The sequence below is a fragment of the Providencia sp. wls1922 genome (genome assembly GCF_009706505.1).
Lineage (GTDB): Bacteria > Pseudomonadota > Gammaproteobacteria > Enterobacterales > Enterobacteriaceae > Providencia > Providencia lanzhouensis.
Genome location: NZ_WLUG01000035.1, coordinates 1 through 18,466 on the forward strand (window position 1 = coordinate 1; position 18,466 = coordinate 18,466).

Here is an 18,466-nt window from a genome sequence, read left to right on the forward strand (position 1 = left end):
CTAGGGATTAGCTCATTTGCCGCCTTGCTACAGCACAAATGATTTAGAAGGAAGTTTCTGGGGTATAATTCGTGTGATAACTGCGTTGGCGTCACTTGGCTACTCGGGTCACATACTTGTGTATGCTCCCCCGAGATATCCGCGTTAGCCGCCTTGTTCTAACGCGAATTATTTAGAAGAAACAGCGATGCTATCGGTCATAAAAAGACTCAAACAGAAAAAGCCTCTTACACAAGAGGCTTTTCAACGTTATCTTACCGATTTAACCAATCACCAAATCTTAATTCGTTTCTCCGGTGCGAGGTACAGGGCGTTATCCTTATCGACGCCGAAGGTGGTGTACCAATCATCAATATTACGGACAACACCATTGGCGCGGAACTGATTTGGGCTGTGTGGATCAGTGAGGATTTTATTGCGCTCGGATTCCTTATTTGACAACTCTTGCCAGGTTCTGGCCCATGAAATAAAGAAACGCTGCAAGCCAGTCATACCATCAATAATAGGTGGCTCGCCATTTGGGTAGTTCTCTTTAGCAAATTGCTTATAAGCGCTTAGCGCGATATTTAAACCGCCTAAATCACCAATATTCTCACCGAGAGTTAATTCACCATTCACTTTTTGACCATCGACAGCAAAGCCATTATATTGATCCACCAACTTGGCAGTTTTCTCTTTAAAATGCGCTTTGGCACTATCGCTCCACCAATTGCGTAGCTGACCTGTACCATCATATAAGCTGCCTTGATCATCAAAACCGTGACCCATTTCATGACCAATTACTGCACCAATCGCACCGTAGTTATAAGCAGGATCCACATTTGGGTCGAAGAATGGAGCTTGCAAAATAGCGGCAGGGAACACAATTTCATTTTGTACTGGATTGAAATATGCATTGATGGTTTGTGGTGTCATGCCCCATTCCCATTTGCGAACAGGCTGACCAATTTTGCTCATGGCATCGTTATATGACCATGCTTCCACTTGCTTAAAGTTATCCATCAATGTGTTCGGTTTCAAATTAATGGTACTAAAATCATTCCATTTATCAGGGTAGCCGACTTTTACCGTAAACTGCTCTAGCTTTTTCAGTGCTTCTTGGCGAGTTTGCTCATCCATCCAATCATTATCTTTCAGACGTGCATTAAAGGTACCGCGCACATAACTGACCAAATCTTGAATTTTCTCTTTAGATTGTGGATTGAAATATTTCTCTACATAAATCTGTCCGAGAGGCTCACCTTGCAGTGAATTGACTGTTTGAAGAGCGCGTTCTTGACGAGTCCGCTGTTTTTCAACGCCATTGAGTTTTTTCGAGTAAAAATCAAAGCGTGCGTCAGATAAGGTTTTGTTTAAATAACTTGCATGATCGTTCACGTACTGGAACGTTAGGTAATCTTTCAGGACTGAAACCGGGGTCTTGGCAAAAATCTGTGCCGTTTTTTCTACCGCCGTATCGTTCTCAACCACCACTTTCGCCAGTTGCTGATCCGTTAATTTCCAGTGCTGAATAAAGCTATCCCATGCAAAGCCATCGGTAAATTTCTTCATTTCAGCGAGGGTCATAGGGTGATAATTTTTGATGGTGTCACGGCGAGCTTCTGGGCTCCAATGCACTTCAGCAATGGATTTTTCAAGGTCGAAGATCTGTTGCGCTTTTTTCTTAACGTCTTTTTCGCCAGCTAATTTCAAGATTGTCGCAATATACGCAATGTAGTTTTTGCGGATCTCTTTCATTTGCGGGGTATCGTCAAGGTAGTAATTACGATTAGGTAACCCAAGTCCACCTTGACCAAGATACAGAATATAAGTATCTGGTGCCTTGGCGTCTAAATCTACCCAATAAGAGAGCACGGAGGTATAACCCGGCAGCGTCATCAGACGGCTAATATCATTATGATCTTTGGCTTTTGCAATAGCCGCTAAATCGGATTTGATTGGCGTTAAACCCGCTTTTTCAATGCTAGCTTCATCTAAATAGCTTAAATATAAGTTACGAATATTTTTCTGATTATGATCCAAGCTGCTTTCTGGAGCTTGCTTTAATTCATCGATAATAGATTGAGTCTGCTTTTCGGTACTTAAATACAAATCCACGAAAGAGTTAATTCGTGGCATGCCCGTTGGGATTTTCGCCTTATTAATCCAATCATGGTTAACATATTGGTAAAAGTCATTACCCGGCACGATGGTGTCTGATAACACGATTTTTTGCTGACCGTAAGATAGCTCTTTCGCTAATAAGTGAGGCGCAAAGGATAGGGTTGATAAACCGACCATCATGGCTAAAACTTTTATACGCATCTAGATAACCTCTCTGTAGTCTAAATAGGATGCTCACCGCAAAAATGGAAATAAAATTCGCATGCTAATTATTCAAGCATAGTCGAAGAAAAAAATAATCTGACTTTGCAATACCTTACTTGGGCGCCGTCTTTTTTTCACAGCAAGATGAAATAATGTCATCATACTGTTTATTCTCATTAGTTTGATGTTATATTGGTTATATATAAATTAAACAATATTACTTTTTGTTATATGTAATGTTTTTTAGCTATAGCAAAAATGATTTCCTGTAAGAGGTGGAGTGAGTATGAAGTTACAGCAACTGCGATATATTGTTGAAGTGGTTAATCACGACCTGAATGTTTCATCAACAGCAGAAGGGTTATTTACTTCCCAACCGGGGATCAGTAAGCAAGTCAGAATGCTGGAAGATGAACTAGGCATTCAAATTTTTGCGCGTAGTGGTAAGCATTTGACTCACGTGACTCCAGCTGGTGAGGAAGTTGTGCGCATTTCCCGTGAAGTGCTCTCCAAAATTGAAGCTATCCGTTCTGTTGCCGGTGAACATACCATTCCTGATCGCGGTAGCTTAAAAATTGCCACGACGCATACCCAAGCTCGCTATGCCTTACCGCCTGTAATCAAAACCTTTATTGAGCGTTATCCTCATGTTTCCTTGCATATGCAGCAAGGATCTCCAACCCAAATCGCTGAAGAAGTTTGCAAAGGGAATAGTGATTTTGCTATCGCGACAGAAGCGCTCCATCTGTACAGTGACCTTATCATGTTGCCGTGCTACCACTGGAATCGTTGTGTAGTAGTACCGAAAGGGCACCCACTGACCGATAAAAAGAATGTTACGATTGAAGATATTGCCGAATATCAAATTGTGACTTACACCCACGGGTTTACTGGGCGTTCAGAGTTGGATGTTGCATTCCAAAAAGTAGGCTTAGAGCCCAAAATTATTTTCACTGCCACGGATGCGGATGTGATCAAGACCTATGTGAAGCTCGGTTTAGGGATTGGCATTATCGCCAGCATGGCGGTGGATCCTGAGGTGGATAAAGATCTCGTGGTTATCGATATGCGCGATAAATTTAGTTACAGCACCACGAAAATCGGTTTTAAACGTACCAGTTTCCTGCGCAGCTATATGTATGATTTTATTTGGCGTTTTGCCCCGCATCTCACACGTGATGTGGTGGATAAAGCCATTGCCTTGCGTAACAACGAAGATATCGAAGAATTTTTCAAAGAAATTGAGCTTCCTATTCTTTAATTGGCACAAAATCTATAGAGGAAATGATTATGAGGACTATGATTAATAATACTGCGTAAAAAAATAAGGTGATAAAAACGCCAAGGAGGAGTTATGTCGTTGAGTTTAAAAACAAACAGTGCAGCAACACTGAATGTCGGTAACAAACAGTATAATTACTTCAGTCTTGCCCTTGCAGAGAAACAATTAGGCAGCGGGGCGAGACTTCCTAAATCCCTCAAAGTTCTACTCGAAAACCTACTGCGTCATATCGACGGTAAATCCGTCGTTGACGCCGATCTCCAAGCCATCATCGATTGGCAAAAAAACGCACATGCGGACAGAGAAATTGCTTATCGCCCCGCGCGGGTGCTGATGCAAGACTTTACTGGTGTTCCTGCGGTTGTCGATCTCGCCGCTATGCGTGAAGCGGTTAAATCCCTTGGTGGCAACGTCAACCAAGTTAACCCTTTATCTCCCGTTGACTTAGTCATCGATCACTCAGTGATGGTCGATGAGTTTGGTAATTCCCAAGCGTTTGATGATAACGTCGAAATTGAAATGAAGCGTAACCACGAACGCTACTTATTTTTACGTTGGGGACAAAAAGCGTTTAACCGCTTTAGGGTGGTACCGCCGGGAACGGGGATTTGCCACCAAGTTAACCTTGAATACCTCGGTAAAGCGATTTGGCATGAAGAGATTGACGGAAAATTAGTTGCTTACCCCGATACGTTGGTTGGAACGGACTCCCACACCACCATGATCAACGGTTTGGGGGTATTAGGCTGGGGCGTTGGCGGAATTGAAGCGGAAGCCGCGATGCTGGGGCAACCTGTTTCTATGCTGATCCCCGATGTGGTGGGCTTCAAGCTAACCGGTAAATTAGCCGAAGGAATCACCGCGACAGACTTGGTGTTAACCGTCACTCAGATGCTACGTAAGCATGGTGTGGTGGGTAAATTTGTTGAGTTCTATGGGGATGGATTAGCTGACCTGCCATTAGCCGATCGCGCGACCATTGCCAATATGTCACCAGAATATGGAGCAACCTGCGGCTTCTTCCCGATAGACGAAATTACCCTTGCGTATATGAAACTGACAGGGCGTGAAGACGATGAAATCGCGCTGGTGGAAGCCTATAGCAAGCAACAAGGTTTATGGCGTCACCCAGGGGATGAACCGATTTTCACCAGTACCTTAGTACTGGATATGGGCACGGTAGAATCCAGCCTAGCAGGACCTAAACGCCCACAAGACCGCGTTGAACTGAGCCAAGTTCCGAAAGCATTCCAAGGCGCAGTGGATTTAGAGCTGAATAAGCAAGATAAACATGCGCATCCTCGCGTGAACTTTCAAGGGCAGGAATTCGACCTTACCGATGGCGCGGTAGTGATCGCCGCTATCACATCCTGTACCAACACCTCTAACCCTAGTGTATTAATGGCGGCAGGGTTACTGGCGAAAAAAGCGATAGAAAAAGGGCTTTCTCGTCAGCCATGGGTTAAGTCTTCTCTCGCACCGGGCTCTAAGGTCGTGACTGATTACCTGGCATTAGCGGGATTAACACCTTATCTGGACAAACTGGGCTTTAACCTTGTGGGGTATGGTTGTACTACCTGTATTGGTAACTCTGGTCCGTTACCTGCACCGATTGAAGAGGCAATTAAGCAACATGATCTGACGGTTGGGGCGGTGCTTTCAGGTAACCGTAACTTCGAAGGGCGCATTCATCCGTTGGTAAAAACCAACTGGCTGGCATCACCGCCACTCGTCGTTGCCTATGCATTGGCTGGCAATATGCACGTTAATTTAAAAACTGACCCATTAGGTGTGGATCAACAGGGTCAGCCTGTCTACTTGAAAGATATTTGGCCATCCAGTGCGGAAATTGCCAGTGCGGTGGAGAAAGTCAAAACTGACATGTTCCATAAAGAATATAACGCGGTCTTTGAAGGGAATGAAGCTTGGCGTGCGCTGGATGTTGAAAGCTCCTCAACCTACCATTGGCAAGGGGATTCAACCTATATTCGCCATCCGCCATTCTTTGAAAATATGCCTGCGCAACCTAAGCCCGTTGCGGATATTCACGGGGCAAACATTCTCGCTATTCTCGGGGATTCGGTAACCACTGACCATATTTCTCCAGCGGGGAATATTAAGAAAGAAAGTCCAGCGGGGCGTTATCTCCAAGAACACGGTGTGGCGGTTGCAGATTTTAACTCTTACGGTTCTCGCCGTGGTAATCATGAAGTCATGATGCGCGGTACGTTTGCCAATATTCGTATTCGTAATGAAATGGTACCGGGGGTGGAAGGCGGCTATACCTTACATATTCCAACAGGCAAACAGATGGCTATCTTTGATGCGGCGATGTTGTATCAGCAACAAAAACGCCCGTTAGCCATTATTGCGGGTAAAGAATATGGTTCAGGCTCTAGCCGTGACTGGGCGGCAAAAGGCACCAATTTACTGGGTGTTCGTGTGGTGATCGCCGAATCCTATGAACGTATTCACCGCTCTAACTTAATTGGGATGGGGGTTATTCCATTAGAATTTACAGGTGGAGAAACCCGTAAAACCCTGGGTTTAAAAGGCGATGAGCGTATTGATGTTACTGGTTTACAGTCTCTGACACCAAGCCAAAGTATCACCGTAAAAATTACGTATGGTGATGACACAGTGAAAGAAGTGAATACTCGTTGCCGCATCGATACTGCGACGGAAATGGAATATTACCGACACGGTGGGATTTTGCATTATGTGATCCGCCAAATGCTCAATTAATCTGCGTTTATGGCGCCTGCAAGATTTCTTGTGGGCGTTTTTTCTTTATTAACGCTTAATATTGTTATTTCTCAAGTTTTTTAGCCAGTTTCTCAGTTATTGTGATAGTCAGTATTCAGAAAAAGCTCAGTAGTTTGATGGAATGAAGTGACCGCATTTATCGAAAATAGCGTAAAGGAAATCAATATGGCAAATATCAATGAAACTGATTTTTTCAAGGGTGCATTATGGGCGGCAGACATTCTATTAAGCACTTCACATTGTGCGGGTGCGAATGATGAAGTTCGTGACATTTTAGAACATATTCCGAATCTCTATTCAGTTGTCATGAGAACCCCAGAAACCGAAGTCCATGATTTAAGATTATATGCAGATAAAGAGTTCCCATTAGGCTTGAATGCCGAGTACACCGCAATTTCTATTGCACCACTAAAAGATTTCTTTGATATTTTGCCTGTCACCGATCACGAACTTGATTGTGAAGCTATGGATATCGAAACATGGGGCGTCGTTGCTGACCTTGCAAATGGTAAAAAAGATCTCCTGATTGCAGGGCTACTGACCCCAGAAACAGCAAAAATGTATGCAGACCGGCTATCCGAGCAGCTAGAATTCCAACAGAAAAAGGCGAGTTAATCTTCATATCGTTGAATAAATGAGCGGAAATGAACAAAAACGCCGATACTGTATTTATATCCAGTATCGGCGTTTTGTTATCTTAGAGAGAGACTACAGGATCTTATTTTCAGCTAATTGCAGTGCGAAATAAGTAAAGATTAAATCTGCTCCAGCGCGTTTAATGGACCCTAAGCTTTCTAACGTGACGCGAGTTTCATCAATTGCACCTGCTTGCGCGGCAAATTTGATCATGGCGTATTCACCACTGACTTGATACGCACCAATAGGCAATTGGGTACACTCACGTAGGTCACGGATAATATCTAAGTAAGCACCCGCGGGTTTTACCATCAGCGCATCTGCGCCTTCTTGCATATCAATCAGCGACTCGTGCAGCGCTTCACGGCGGTTCATTGGGTTCATTTGGTAAGTCTTACGGTCACCTTTTAAACATGAACCTGCTGCATCACGGAATGGGCCGTATAGAGCTGATGCGAATTTCGTGGAGTAAGACATAATCGCTGTATCGGTAAATCCTGCTTCATCAAGTGCATGGCGGATTGCGGCGACTTGCCCATCCATTGCAGCAGAAGGAGCGATAAAGTCAGCACCGGCACGCGCAGCAGCAACGGCTTGCAGACCTAAATTATGGATAGTTTGGTCGTTATCAACCACATCACCGTGCATCACACCGCAGTGGCCGTGAGACGTATATTCGCAAAAACAAGTATCCGACATCACAATCATTTCTGGGACGGTCTCTTTACAGATACGAGACATACGAGCCACCAGACCATTGTCTTGCCATGCATCGCTACCATTTTCATCTAAGTGATGAGACACACCGAAGGTCATAACAGATTTAATGCCGGCTTTTGCAATACGCTCAATTTCATAGGCTAAGCGTTTTTCTGGAATACGCACAACGCCAGGCATACTCGCAATCGGTGCGTAATCGTCTAAGCCTTCTTCAACGAAAATAGGCAAGCATAAGTCATTGATGGAGAGGTGGGTTTCTTGGAATAGGTCGCGGAATTGTTCACTTTTACGCAGTCTTCTCATGCGCTGGATGGAATGCAGGTTATTCACACTATCTCCTTGGTAGACGAAAAATAGACATTTCCCATTCGGATTATTATGTGGGAATGTTCCACTCTTATTTTTCGATGTATTTAATTATGAATGGTATTAAGTTGCGAACAGTATAAACCTTATAAAAAGAATGTGAATATAGCACTCGTCAAATGTTATGGATTCGATTGTTATGATAAAAATGGGAATTAAGGCAAGAATAATAGGAAGAGCAAGGTACACTCTTCCTGATTGAGAAGGATAATTATTGGTGCTTAAATAACATATGACCCATTTTTTGTGCTTTCACATCTAAATAATGTTCATTGCTAGGATTTCGTCCAACAATTAATGGCACACGTTCAACGACGTTGATACCCGCTTCACGCATAATATCAATTTTTTTCGGGTTATTAGTCAGTAAGCGAACTTCATTAATACCTAATAATTTATACATATCAGAACACAGGGTAAAATCACGTTCGTCGGCTTTAAATCCTAATTTTAGGTTAGCTTCAACGGTATCTAATCCTTGGTCTTGCAATGCATAAGCACGGATTTTGTTCAGTAACCCAATATTACGACCTTCTTGGCGGTGATACAGCAGTACCCCACGGCCTTCTTCACTAATTTGCTTGAGCGCAGCTTCTAATTGAAAACCACAGTCACAACGTAAACTAAATAATGCATCGCCAGTTAAGCATTCGGAATGAATTCGACTGAGTACTGGCGTTGCGCCTGTAATATCACCAAAAATCAGCGCGACGTGGTCACGACCTGTTGCGATTTCTTCAAACCCTACCATTAGGAATTCACCGAAAGGGGTAGGTAGTTTGGCTTCGGCAATACGTTTTAGCTGCATATTTTCTTTCATTAGTTAAAGTAACTCTTGCTGAATTAAACACGTAAATCGATATGGTACTAAAGTAATATGGTCACTAAAGTTAAATATATCGATGCTATATGACGTTTGCATATAGAGTCCGGCATTCTTTGCACACAGCCGACGCTATACTACTATAACAGAGATATTTGCAGGCTATGTAAAATTTGTTAATTAGGAAATAATTAAAACGTAAGGAATATTCTAGATGAGAAAGAGTGCCTACCTTATCGCAATAAGTGTCATTTTTTTGCTGTTACCGCCGATAGTTATGATAGCCACAGGCTGGCAGTGGACTCCTGAGCATCAGCCATCGATGAAATGGCTACTTTGGTTGACGGATAGCGCGGGATTACCTTATAGCTATGTGACGTTTGTATTTTTAACTCTTTTAACGTTAATCGTCTTTCGTCATAAGCGGAATCAATGGCTAAAGTTGCTGGTGGTTATCGCATTATGTATTCTCGGTGCGCAAGGGGTGAAATCCTTAATGAAAAGCACCTTCCAAGAACCGCGTCCCTATGTGGTGTGGCTGGAGAAAACCTATCAAATTCCCCATCAGGAATTTTATGATTTAAAACGTGGGGCGCGAGCGGATTTAATTAAAAATACCGTGAAGTCGAATACGCTTATTCCTAAATGGCAGCGTAAACATTGGCAGGCAGAAACGGGCTACTCATTTCCTTCAGGTCATATGTTTTTTGCTGCGGGATGGGCATTGCTATTAATTGCGCTGTTTTGGCAACAACGTCAATATGCATTGGGAATCATCATATTATGCTGGGCGCAGGGCATCGGATTAAGCCGTATGCTACTAGGAATGCATTGGCCCCTTGATATTATTGCCTCCACGTTGATGAGTGCGCTTTTCGCGTTGTTAGGTTACTGGATATATCAATCTCGATTCTTAGAGAAATGAATTTAACGCTAATCGGATTATCATGATGAAAAAGGGCGGTTTTTAGAGCGAATACTCTTGGCAGGCGAATAATTTACTTTGTCTGAATGCGCTGAAAATGCTACCTTATCAGAGATATGTTTTGGAACGATAAGAACTGATAACGGGAAAAAATGTGAAATATTTTCTGATTTTATTACTAGCGGTCGCCGTTTTTATTGTGTCGATTACGCTAGGTTCAAGCAATGATCAGGTTATTACATTTAACTACCTGATTGCAAAAGGGGATTTTTCTTTATCTTCCTTACTTGCAACCTTGTTTGGTGTCGGTTTTGTGCTGGGGTGGCTGGTGTGTGCGGTGTTCTATTTGCGTACCATTGTTAGCCTTAAGAATGCACGTCGTAAAATTAGACGTTTAGAATCACAATTAGGTGCTGGAGAGAAAACTATTTCTGACTCAACCGAATTAGTGACAGCTCAGAACAAGGAATAATCCTCAATGTTCGAGTTGCTTTTTCTGTTGCTACCTGTTGCCGCTGCATATGGCTGGTACATGGGGCGCAGAAGTGCTCAGCAAGATAAGCAGCAGCATGCAAATCGCTTGTCCCGTGACTACGTGACAGGCGTGAACTTCCTATTATCTAATCAACAAGATAAAGCCGTTGATTTATTCCTCGAAATGCTCAAAACGGAAGATAGCTCCGCCTTTGAAGCTCACTTAACTCTCGGTAACTTATTCCGTTCTCGTGGCGAAGTTGAACGCGCGATTCGTATTCACCAGTCGCTGGTGGAAAGTGCTGCGCTTTCTTTTGAACAACGTTTATTAGCCACTCAACAGCTTGGTCGTGATTATATGGCCGCGGGTGTGTATGACCGTGCCGAAAACATGTTCCAGCAATTAACCGATGAAGTGGATTTTAAACAGAGTGCGCTGCAATCTTTGTTATCGATTTATCAGTTAACCAGTGACTGGGGTAAAGCGATTGAAACGGCAACCAAGCTGGTGAAATTAGGCTCTGAAGAGTTACGGGAACAAATCGCCCATTTCTACTGTGAGTTGGCGACTCAAGAATTGGCGAGTGATGATATCGACGAAGCCTTAAGCCTATTAAATAAAGGCGAGCAAGCTGACAAAAACTGCGCACGCGTTTCGATTATGAAAGGGCGTATTTTTATCGAGCAAGGCAATTATGATAAAGCGATTTCTTCCTTAGTGCAGGTTTACCATCAAGATAGAGAACTGGTTTCTGAAACGCTGCCAATGCTGTACGAATGCTATCGACACACTGGGCTGGCGGAAGGCTGGGAAGCCTATTTGCGTCAATGTGTTGATGGAAATACAGGGGCAATTGCCGAGCTTTATCTCGCCGATATTATTGTTGAAAAGCAGAATCATGAAGCGGCTGCTAGCTATATCAATGACCAAATTCAACGTCATCCAACCATGCGCTTATTCTACCGTTTGATGGATTACCATCTGGCGGAAGCGGAAGAAGGTCGAGCCAAAGAGAGCTTGATTTTGCTGCGTAAAATGGTGGGTGAGCAAATTCGTACTAAACCGGATTACCGTTGCCACAAATGTGGTTTTACCTCCCGTTCGCTCTATTGGCACTGTCCATCTTGTCGCTCTTGGGACACCATCAAGCCAATTCGCGGGCTGGATGGTCAGTGACAGCGTCACTTTTAATTTCTGACAATACTCAATAAAGGCTATGAAATGATCTCCTCAACTGAGAACCTCGTTCGCGTAAACACTGACTCGCCTATCATTGTGGCTCTAGACTATGAAACTGCAGATGCCGCACTCGCATTTGTTGATAGGATTGACCCGCGCGACTGTCGCTTGAAAGTGGGCAAAGAAATGTTCACATTTAATGGTCCTCAATTTGTTAAGTCACTCCATGACCGTGGTTTTGATGTTTTTCTGGATCTTAAATTCCATGATATTCCGAATACGGTTGCTCGTGCAGTTTCCGCAGCGGCAGAAATGGGCGTTTGGATGGTGAATGTTCACGCTAGCGGCGGCGCACGAATGATGGAGGCGGCACGCCAAGCTCTTGAAAGTTACGGTAAAGATGCTCCTTTATTAACGGCTGTGACCGTATTAACCAGTATGGATGCATCGGATTTAGCGGGTGTTGGTATTAATTTAACGCCGGCAGAGCATGCTGAGCGTTTAGCGCTGTTAACTAAGCAGTGTGGTCTTGATGGTGTCGTGTGCTCAGCACACGAAGCAAAAGCGCTAAAAGCAGTATGCGGGCAAGAATTCAAGTTAGTCACGCCAGGTATTCGTCCTGTAGGCAGCGAAGTGGGTGACCAGCGTCGTATTATGACCCCACAACAAGCGATTGAAGTAGGTGTCGATTATATGGTAATTGGGCGTCCGATCACCCGTAGTGAAGACCCAGCGCTGACCCTACAACAAATTAACCAATCCATTAAGGATATCGCATGAGTGACGCTAACAGCCGTCTCGTCTATAGCACAGATATAGGACGCATTGAGGAAGAAAAACCAAAAGCCGAGCGTCCAAAAGGCGATGGTATCGTGCGTATTCGCCGTGAAACATCCGGTCGTAAAGGCAAGGGGGTTTGCGTTGTGACGGGCTTAGATCTGGATGATGCGGAATTGACAAAGCTGGCCGCTGAATTGAAGAAAAAATGCGGTTGCGGCGGTGCAGTAAAAGATGGTGATATCGAAATCCAAGGTGATAAGCGTGACTTGCTGAAACAATTACTTGAAGCTAAAGGCTACCAAGTTAAATTGGCCGGTGGTTGATTAGCAATATTTAAAAAATAACCATCCTAATAAAAATGGGGGAAATTATTCCCCCATTTGTCATTAAAGTGTGTGTTAAATTTACTTCTTCACTTGATGTCCAATAATCCCGCCGATAGCCGCGCCGCCTACTGTGCCCAGTGCGCTTCCATCCGTTAATATTGCGCCTCCAACAGCACCGACAGTCGCTCCAATCGCTGTGTTTTTATTCTGTTTTGACATATTTGAACAAGCACTGAGACCCAGTGCCACCGTTGCGATAATGACAAAAGAGAGGATGCGTTTCATGATGTTTACTCCAACTTATTTTTATAATGATAATTACGTATCAGCATATAGCCAAAATAAAATATCATGAAAAAAGAATAGGCGGATCGGAATAATCAGAAAGAAATGTCAAGAAACGTTAGATGTTTAACATTAAATGCTAACCTATTCATATTGAATGTATTTTGACCAAACGAAAAAAGACCATCACTTAAGGTGATGGCCTTTTTGATACGAAATGGAGAATGACTACGCGGCTGGGCGAGCCACGATATTACGGGTTTCCATACGCACTTCGGCGATATTGACATCAATAATATCGTTTAATTGATAGGCTTTTTCGCCTTTGATCAACACACTGCCAGTCTCTTGGCTGCACTGAATTTCATCACGAACACTGTGCAGGAATGGTGCAGGAATAAAGGCAACGGCGCCGTTATCCACTAAACGTACACGCACACCACCGCGAGTAATATCGATAATTTCCGCAGGGAACTTAGTATCAGTGCCTTCAAACGGTTTCAGATAGCGGGAATATAACCAATCACCCACATCACGCTCAGCCATACGGTTAGCACGGCGGCGTTCTGCCAGCTTAAGGGATAACTCTTCAGTTGGTTTTTCTGGTGTTGGTGCGCCTGCAATAATCGATTTCAGCAAACGGTGGTTGACGATATCGGTGTATTTACGAATTGGCGATGTCCATGTGGCATACGCATCAAAACCTAAACCAAAGTGAGGACCCGGATCCGCTTTCACCTCCGCAAAGGTTTGGAAGCGACGAATACGACTATCTAAGAATTGAGTCGGCTGTGAATCCAAGAGGCGACGTAATTGACGGAAACCTTCAAGGGTTAATAGCTCTTCGCCTTTTGCTTCGATGCCATTATCTTTCAAGGTCTGAACCACTTGTTCGATTTGCAGAGGTTCAAAGCCCATATGGACGTTAAATACACCGAAACCTAATTTGTTTTTCAGCACGTTAGCCGCACATAAGTTAGCGGTGATCATCGCTTCTTCAACAATGCGATTTGCAGTACGACGGCTTTCTGAGACGATATCCACCACGTTGCCATTTTCGTCTAAAACAAAACGGTAATCCGGTCTATCTTTGAAGACTAAGGCATTATTATGGCGCCACTGTAAGCGCTTATCAGCCATCTCTTTTAATAGCAGGATTTGCTGAGTATCAGCGTCAGACTGTGGTTTCCAAGAACCAGCTTCTTCTAACCAATCAGAAACTTCGTCATAAACTAACTTAGTTTTCGATTCAACCCACGCACTGAAGAACTCAATATTGCTATCAATGGCACCGTCTTGCAGGATCTGCGTAACGCAAACCAGAGCAGGGCGACGAGCATTAGGACGCAGTGAACATAAATCATCAGACAGTTGGCGAGGCAACATTGGAATGTTGAAGCCTGGCAGGTAGTTAGTGAATGAACGGGCTAATGCCAGTTTATCCAACTCACTACCTTCTTTGATATAACTGGTTGGGTCGGCAATCGCGATATACAGTTTCAGGTTGCCTTCAGCGGTTTTTTCGATATACAGCGCATCATCCATATCTTCAGTGCTTGCACTGTCGATGGTGACAAAGTGAAGGTCAGTTAAATCAACACGTTCTAAGCCTTCATCATCACGCTCACTTTCCACCATTGCAGGCTCAGCGCGATCTAATTGGTGACGGCGTAACGTAACCCACCACGGTGCGAAATGGTCATCACCGAAGGTAATATATTCTGTAATTTCTGCGTAGAAACCTTTGTCGCCTTTTAATGGATGGCGACGCATTTCTGCGACAACCCAGTCACCTTGCTTAAATTCATGAGTGATACCATTGATTGGGCGACAGGAGATAGCATCTTTTAGCAGTGGGTGATCAGGAATAACGAACAGGCGATTGTCGTTATCTTTCTTCTGAATTTTACCAACAAAACGGTTAAGGAATGGCTCGATAAGCTCTTCAGGCTCGGCAAATTCACGGTCTTTATCCGTATGAACAGCGGCAGAAATTCTATCTCCGTGCATCACTTTTTTCATTTGCGGCGGTGGAATGAAATAGCTTTTTTGTCCATCGACTTCTAAAAAGCCAAAGCCTTTTTCAGTGCTTTTTACCAGACCTTCGACGCGAGGTGTTTTGGCATGCAACGTTTGTTTGAGTTGCGCTAATAATGGGTTGTCTTGAAACATACTTACCGTTTATTTGATGTTGAGTTTGGCTCTATTGTTGCGTAAGACAAAGTCTTAGAGCAAGAAAAAAATGCGAATGACTTTATAACTGTGTGGAAATTCGCATCTTGGGCTAAGTTGATTAATTTTCAGGGTAAATTTTATCTTTAAACTCGCAAAGATCTTCAATGATGCAAGATCCGCAGCGAGGTTTGCGGGCGATACAGGTATAACGACCATGGAGAATAAACCAGTGGTGGCAGTCGACTTTAAATTCAGCAGGAACCACTTTTAATAGTTTTTCCTCGACTTCCACAACATCTTTGCCGGGAGCAAACTTGGTGCGATTACACACGCGGAAGATATGGGTATCAACGGCAATGGTTGGCCAGCCAAAGGCGGTATTGAGGACAACGTTTGCCGTTTTACGCCCAACACCTGGCAAGGCTTCTAATGCCTCGCGGTTTTCAGGGACTTGGCTATGATGTTTTTCAATCAGGATCTGGCAGGTTTTATAGACGCTTTCGGCTTTGGTATTAAATAACCCAATGGTTTTAATATACTCTTTGATGCCATCAACGCCGAGAGCGACCATTTGCTCTGGCGTATTGGCGACCGGATAAAGTTTTGCCGTCGCTTTGTTGACGCTGACATCGGTGGCTTGCGCAGACAGCAGCACTGAAATCAGTAATTCAAAAGGGGAGCTAAATTCTAGCTCCGTTGTCGGATGAGGATTGTTATCGCGCAGGCGAGTGAGAATTTCGATTCGTTTAGTTTTATTCATTGCTCACAAAGCTTCAAATTTAAGAAATATGAGTGCCACAACCTTGTTCTTTTTGGTATTCACGAGCAGGTTGTTGACCTGATTTTAGCGCCGCGCGCTTTTTCATTTTTTCATCAATAAGGTATTTACCGGCTAGCATCAAGGCTAAGCCAATAAACGCGCCCGGTGGCAGCATAGCGAGTAAAAAGTGTGAGTCAAGGTGTAAGACTTCCACCCGTAACGATTTTGCCCATGAACCTAACAGTAGGTCTGCGCCATCGAACAAGGTACCGTTACCAAGAATTTCACGCATAGCACCCAGTACAAACAGTGCGGCTGTTGCTCCTAATCCCATCGCCAAACCATCGACGGCAGATAAAGGCACTGTGTTGCGAGAAGCATAAGCTTCAGCGCGTCCAATGACGATACAGTTTGTGACAATCAGCGGAATAAAGATCCCCAGCGATTCATACAAACCAAACGCATACGCGTTGATCAGCATTTGTACGGCGCTCACCACGGAGGCGATAATCATCACATAAATAGGAATACGGATTTCAGCAGGAACCCAGCGACGAAATGCGGATACTGCTACGTTAGTGCAGACGAGAACGAGGGTTGTTGCTAGCCCCAAACCTAATGCGTTAGTCGCTGTTGATGATACCGCTAATAATGGGCATAAACCCAGTAGTTGTACTAATGCAGAGTTATTCTTCCATAACCCTTGTGCAAATAATTCTTTAGTTTCGCTACTCATTATTCATCCCCACAAATTGGGTAATTCGCTAATTCTTCAGGTACCGTTTGGATAAATGCCGCGGTACGTTTTGTGGCATTGACAACCGCACGAGGCGTGATTGTGGCGCCTGTAAATTGATCAAAATCACCACCATCTTTTTTCACTGCCCAATGAGGGTCTTGCGCAGACTCTAACTTTTTGCCCGTAAAATGGGTGATCCAATCAGAAATGCGGGTTTCAATTTTATCCCCAAGCCCTGGTGTTTCATGGTGTTCTGTGACGCGTACACCCAAAACATTGCCTTTAAAATCTGCACCAACTAACAAGTGGATCGCACCGGAATATCCATCGGGAGCCGTGCTTTCTAAAGCCGCAGCAACAGGCTGACCATCCTTACGGGCAATATACAGATGTCGAGGGAGTTTATTTCCCAGTATAGCTTCATTGGTGACTAGATAGCACTCTTTGGCGAGCTCATTGTCATATAAGGATTCAGGCACTACTTGGTCGAGTAATTTCTTCTGCACGATAGCGGCTTGTTCCGCAATGATATCTTTCGTTAGCGTATATACAGCGGCGCTCAGTGCAGTTGTACCCGCCGCGAACAGAGCCAAGATTGTGCCATGACGGCGCATTGTATTTAACATGCTGGCTCCTTACTTATGTCCATACGCGCGAGGCTGCGTATAGTGGTCGATTAACGGTACGGTGATATTGGCAAGTAAGACAGCAAAGGCGATGGCATCAGGATACCCACCGTAAACGCGGATCACCCATACTAAAAAGCCAATTAATACACCAAAAATAATCCGTCCTTTTGGTGTAGTTGAAGCAGTAACTGGGTCAGTCGCAATAAAGAATGCACCCAACATAGTTGCCCCTGACAATAATTGAATTAATGGCGGGGAGTAGCGGCTATCATCAATTAACCAACTAACCACAGCGAGCAGGGCGAGTGTTCCAATAAATGCCACGGGAATATGCCAGCTAATAATGCGACGGCTTAGCATAATTAATCCGCCTGCCAGATAGGCAAGGTTCACCCACTGCCAACCGATACCGGCTAAAGAGCCTTGCAGGATTGGTTGCTGTAGTACATCGGAAATAGAATGGGTGAGTAAGCCCGTTTTAAAGCTATCTAACGGAGTCGCTTGGCTCATACCATCAATGCCAGTACGTAATTGATCCAACGTTATTCCCGTCGAGGTATGTCCACTAAAGATCACCATCAAGCTATCAAAGCCTGAAATATGCAGCTGTTGCAATTCTTGAGGCGGCAACCAGTTGGTCATTTGCACTGGGAATGAAATCAGCAATACCACATAACCGACCATCGCAGGGTTAAATGGATTTTGCCCCAAGCCGCCGTAGCATTGCTTAGCAATAATAATGGCAAATACAGTGCCCAATACAATCAGCCACCAAGGTGATAATGGCGGTAAGCTCACACCGAGTAATAACGCGGTAACAATCGCGGAATTATCTTTCAAAACAGGTAACACTGGCTGCTGGCGTAAGCGGATGGATATGGCTTCCGTTACTGCGGCGGTGACCATCGCAATGGCGATTTGGTATAAGGTTCCAACACCAAAAAAATAGGTTTGCACTGCAATGCCGGGGATAGCGGCAAGCAGAACCCAAAACATGACCTGGCTGGTGCTTTGGTTATCATGAGTAAATGGGGCGCTAGCAATTTTTAAACGGCGTGCTTTGCTATCAAGCGGTCTAAATTTCATCTGTTTATCACTTACTCTGTGGTGGTTTGTTCGTTTGATTGAGGTTCTGTAGATCGCTGAGCAGCGGCTTTCTTTGCCTTAACTCGGGCAATCGCAGCGGCAACGGCAGCTTTGCGCGGGTCGACTTCCTCAGCGGCTTCAGCTGGCGCTTCAACAACAGGCTCTGAAGTCTGTTGTGCAGCCGCTTTTTTGGCTTTTGCACGAGCA

At 44.2% G+C, this 18,466-nt stretch carries 18 protein-coding genes; 8 read left to right on the plus strand and 10 right to left on the minus strand.

The annotated features are described in order from the left end of the window. Positions 1-270: 270 nt before the first annotated feature. Complete coding sequence (locus GKR71_RS02170; protein ID WP_154633891.1) at positions 271-2,304, minus strand: M13-type metalloendopeptidase; 2,034 nt, start codon at positions 2,302-2,304, stop codon at positions 271-273. A 289-nt stretch (positions 2,305-2,593) separates the two neighbouring features. On the opposite strand from GKR71_RS02170, the gene cysB reads away from it, so the two are divergent. The 3 genes from cysB (at position 2,594) to GKR71_RS02185 (ending at position 6,970) form a co-directional block, all read left to right on the plus strand. Continuing rightward, positions 2,594-3,568, plus strand: coding sequence for an HTH-type transcriptional regulator CysB (gene cysB, locus GKR71_RS02175; RefSeq protein ID WP_108478090.1), 975 nt, complete (start codon positions 2,594-2,596; stop codon positions 3,566-3,568). A 93-nt stretch (positions 3,569-3,661) separates the two neighbouring features. After that, positions 3,662-6,334: an aconitate hydratase AcnA gene (acnA, locus tag GKR71_RS02180; protein WP_154633892.1), complete on the plus strand. Its 2,673-nt coding sequence runs from the start codon at positions 3,662-3,664 to the stop codon at positions 6,332-6,334. Between the two features lie 186 nt (positions 6,335-6,520). Next, on the plus strand, positions 6,521-6,970 hold the full coding sequence (locus GKR71_RS02185) for a hypothetical protein (RefSeq protein ID WP_036956555.1): 450 nt from the start codon (positions 6,521-6,523) through the stop codon (positions 6,968-6,970). A gap of 93 nt (positions 6,971-7,063) precedes the next feature. Here GKR71_RS02185 and hemB read toward each other — a convergent pair whose 3' ends face one another. Beyond that, positions 7,064-8,041 (minus strand): porphobilinogen synthase, encoded by a 978-nt coding sequence (gene hemB, locus GKR71_RS02190; RefSeq protein WP_036956556.1) that lies wholly within the window; start codon positions 8,039-8,041, stop codon positions 7,064-7,066. 247 nt (positions 8,042-8,288) lie between these two features. Next, on the minus strand, positions 8,289-8,885 hold the full coding sequence (gene ribA / locus GKR71_RS02195) for a GTP cyclohydrolase II (RefSeq protein WP_036956569.1): 597 nt from the start codon (positions 8,883-8,885) through the stop codon (positions 8,289-8,291). A gap of 229 nt (positions 8,886-9,114) precedes the next feature. On the opposite strand from ribA, the gene GKR71_RS02200 reads away from it, so the two are divergent. From GKR71_RS02200 to yciH, 5 genes are all read left to right on the plus strand, one after another. Then, positions 9,115-9,825, plus strand: a complete 711-nt coding sequence (locus GKR71_RS02200; RefSeq protein ID WP_108478093.1) for a phosphatase PAP2 family protein — start codon at positions 9,115-9,117, stop codon at positions 9,823-9,825. Between the two features lie 154 nt (positions 9,826-9,979). Then, complete coding sequence (locus GKR71_RS02205; protein ID WP_006659765.1) at positions 9,980-10,297, plus strand: LapA family protein; 318 nt, start codon at positions 9,980-9,982, stop codon at positions 10,295-10,297. A 6-nt stretch (positions 10,298-10,303) separates the two neighbouring features. Continuing rightward, positions 10,304-11,476 (plus strand): lipopolysaccharide assembly protein LapB, encoded by a 1,173-nt coding sequence (gene lapB / locus GKR71_RS02210; RefSeq protein WP_154633893.1) that lies wholly within the window; start codon positions 10,304-10,306, stop codon positions 11,474-11,476. 45 nt (positions 11,477-11,521) lie between these two features. After that, positions 11,522-12,259 (plus strand): orotidine-5'-phosphate decarboxylase, encoded by a 738-nt coding sequence (gene pyrF / locus GKR71_RS02215; RefSeq protein ID WP_036956559.1) that lies wholly within the window; start codon positions 11,522-11,524, stop codon positions 12,257-12,259. Beyond that, positions 12,256-12,582, plus strand: a complete 327-nt coding sequence (yciH, locus tag GKR71_RS02220; RefSeq protein ID WP_036956560.1) for a stress response translation initiation inhibitor YciH — start codon at positions 12,256-12,258, stop codon at positions 12,580-12,582. Before pyrF ends, yciH begins: the two co-directional genes overlap by 4 nt. 81 nt (positions 12,583-12,663) lie before the next feature. Here yciH and osmB read toward each other — a convergent pair whose 3' ends face one another. The 7 genes from osmB to GKR71_RS19860 form a co-directional block, all read right to left on the minus strand. Continuing rightward, complete coding sequence (gene osmB / locus GKR71_RS02225) at positions 12,664-12,870, minus strand: osmotically-inducible lipoprotein OsmB (protein ID WP_006659769.1); 207 nt, start codon at positions 12,868-12,870, stop codon at positions 12,664-12,666. Positions 12,871-13,098: 228 nt separating this feature from the next. Beyond that, positions 13,099-15,042, minus strand: coding sequence for an exoribonuclease II (locus GKR71_RS02230; RefSeq protein ID WP_154633894.1), 1,944 nt, complete (start codon positions 15,040-15,042; stop codon positions 13,099-13,101). A gap of 121 nt (positions 15,043-15,163) precedes the next feature. Next, a complete protein-coding gene (gene nth, locus GKR71_RS02235; RefSeq protein ID WP_036956562.1) occupies positions 15,164-15,805 on the minus strand; it encodes an endonuclease III in 642 nt (213 codons plus the stop codon). 19 nt (positions 15,806-15,824) lie between these two features. Continuing rightward, positions 15,825-16,541 (minus strand): electron transport complex subunit E, encoded by a 717-nt coding sequence (locus GKR71_RS02240; protein WP_154633895.1) that lies wholly within the window; start codon positions 16,539-16,541, stop codon positions 15,825-15,827. Next, positions 16,541-17,170 carry an electron transport complex subunit RsxG gene (gene rsxG / locus GKR71_RS02245; RefSeq protein WP_036956566.1) on the minus strand — a complete coding sequence of 210 codons (630 nt, stop codon included), beginning with the start codon at positions 17,168-17,170 and terminating at the stop codon, positions 16,541-16,543. The genes GKR71_RS02240 and rsxG overlap by 1 nt, the downstream gene beginning before the upstream one ends. 9 nt (positions 17,171-17,179) lie before the next feature. Continuing rightward, complete coding sequence (rsxD, locus tag GKR71_RS02250; protein WP_036956568.1) at positions 17,180-18,259, minus strand: electron transport complex subunit RsxD; 1,080 nt, start codon at positions 18,257-18,259, stop codon at positions 17,180-17,182. An 11-nt stretch (positions 18,260-18,270) separates the two neighbouring features. Then, on the minus strand, positions 18,271-18,466 hold a 196-nt coding region (locus GKR71_RS19860; protein WP_195848952.1), incomplete at its 5' end, for a hypothetical protein.

Excerpts from the sequence above, each read along its gene's own strand:
- rsxD (WP_036956568.1), bottom strand. The coding sequence starts at position 18,259 with ATGAAATTTAGACCGCTTGATAGCAAAGCACGCCGTTTAAAAATTGCT.
- ribA (WP_036956569.1), bottom strand. The coding sequence starts at position 8,885 with ATGCAGCTAAAACGTATTGCCGAAGCCAAACTACCTACCCCTTTCGGT.
- GKR71_RS02230 (WP_154633894.1), bottom strand. The coding sequence starts at position 15,042 with ATGTTTCAAGACAACCCATTATTAGCGCAACTCAAACAAACGTTGCAT.
- cysB (WP_108478090.1), top strand. The coding sequence starts at position 2,594 with ATGAAGTTACAGCAACTGCGATATATTGTTGAAGTGGTTAATCACGAC.
- lapB (WP_154633893.1), top strand. The coding sequence starts at position 10,304 with ATGTTCGAGTTGCTTTTTCTGTTGCTACCTGTTGCCGCTGCATATGGC.
- GKR71_RS02240 (WP_154633895.1), bottom strand. The coding sequence starts at position 16,541 with ATGAGTAGCGAAACTAAAGAATTATTTGCACAAGGGTTATGGAAGAAT.
- nth (WP_036956562.1), bottom strand. The coding sequence starts at position 15,805 with ATGAATAAAACTAAACGAATCGAAATTCTCACTCGCCTGCGCGATAAC.
- acnA (WP_154633892.1), top strand. The coding sequence starts at position 3,662 with ATGTCGTTGAGTTTAAAAACAAACAGTGCAGCAACACTGAATGTCGGT.
- GKR71_RS02170 (WP_154633891.1), bottom strand. The coding sequence starts at position 2,304 with ATGCGTATAAAAGTTTTAGCCATGATGGTCGGTTTATCAACCCTATCC.
- yciH (WP_036956560.1), top strand. The coding sequence starts at position 12,256 with ATGAGTGACGCTAACAGCCGTCTCGTCTATAGCACAGATATAGGACGC.
- osmB (WP_006659769.1), bottom strand. The coding sequence starts at position 12,870 with ATGAAACGCATCCTCTCTTTTGTCATTATCGCAACGGTGGCACTGGGT.
- GKR71_RS02200 (WP_108478093.1), top strand. The coding sequence starts at position 9,115 with ATGAGAAAGAGTGCCTACCTTATCGCAATAAGTGTCATTTTTTTGCTG.
- rsxG (WP_036956566.1), bottom strand. The coding sequence starts at position 17,170 with ATGTTAAATACAATGCGCCGTCATGGCACAATCTTGGCTCTGTTCGCG.
- GKR71_RS02185 (WP_036956555.1), top strand. The coding sequence starts at position 6,521 with ATGGCAAATATCAATGAAACTGATTTTTTCAAGGGTGCATTATGGGCG.
- pyrF (WP_036956559.1), top strand. The coding sequence starts at position 11,522 with ATGATCTCCTCAACTGAGAACCTCGTTCGCGTAAACACTGACTCGCCT.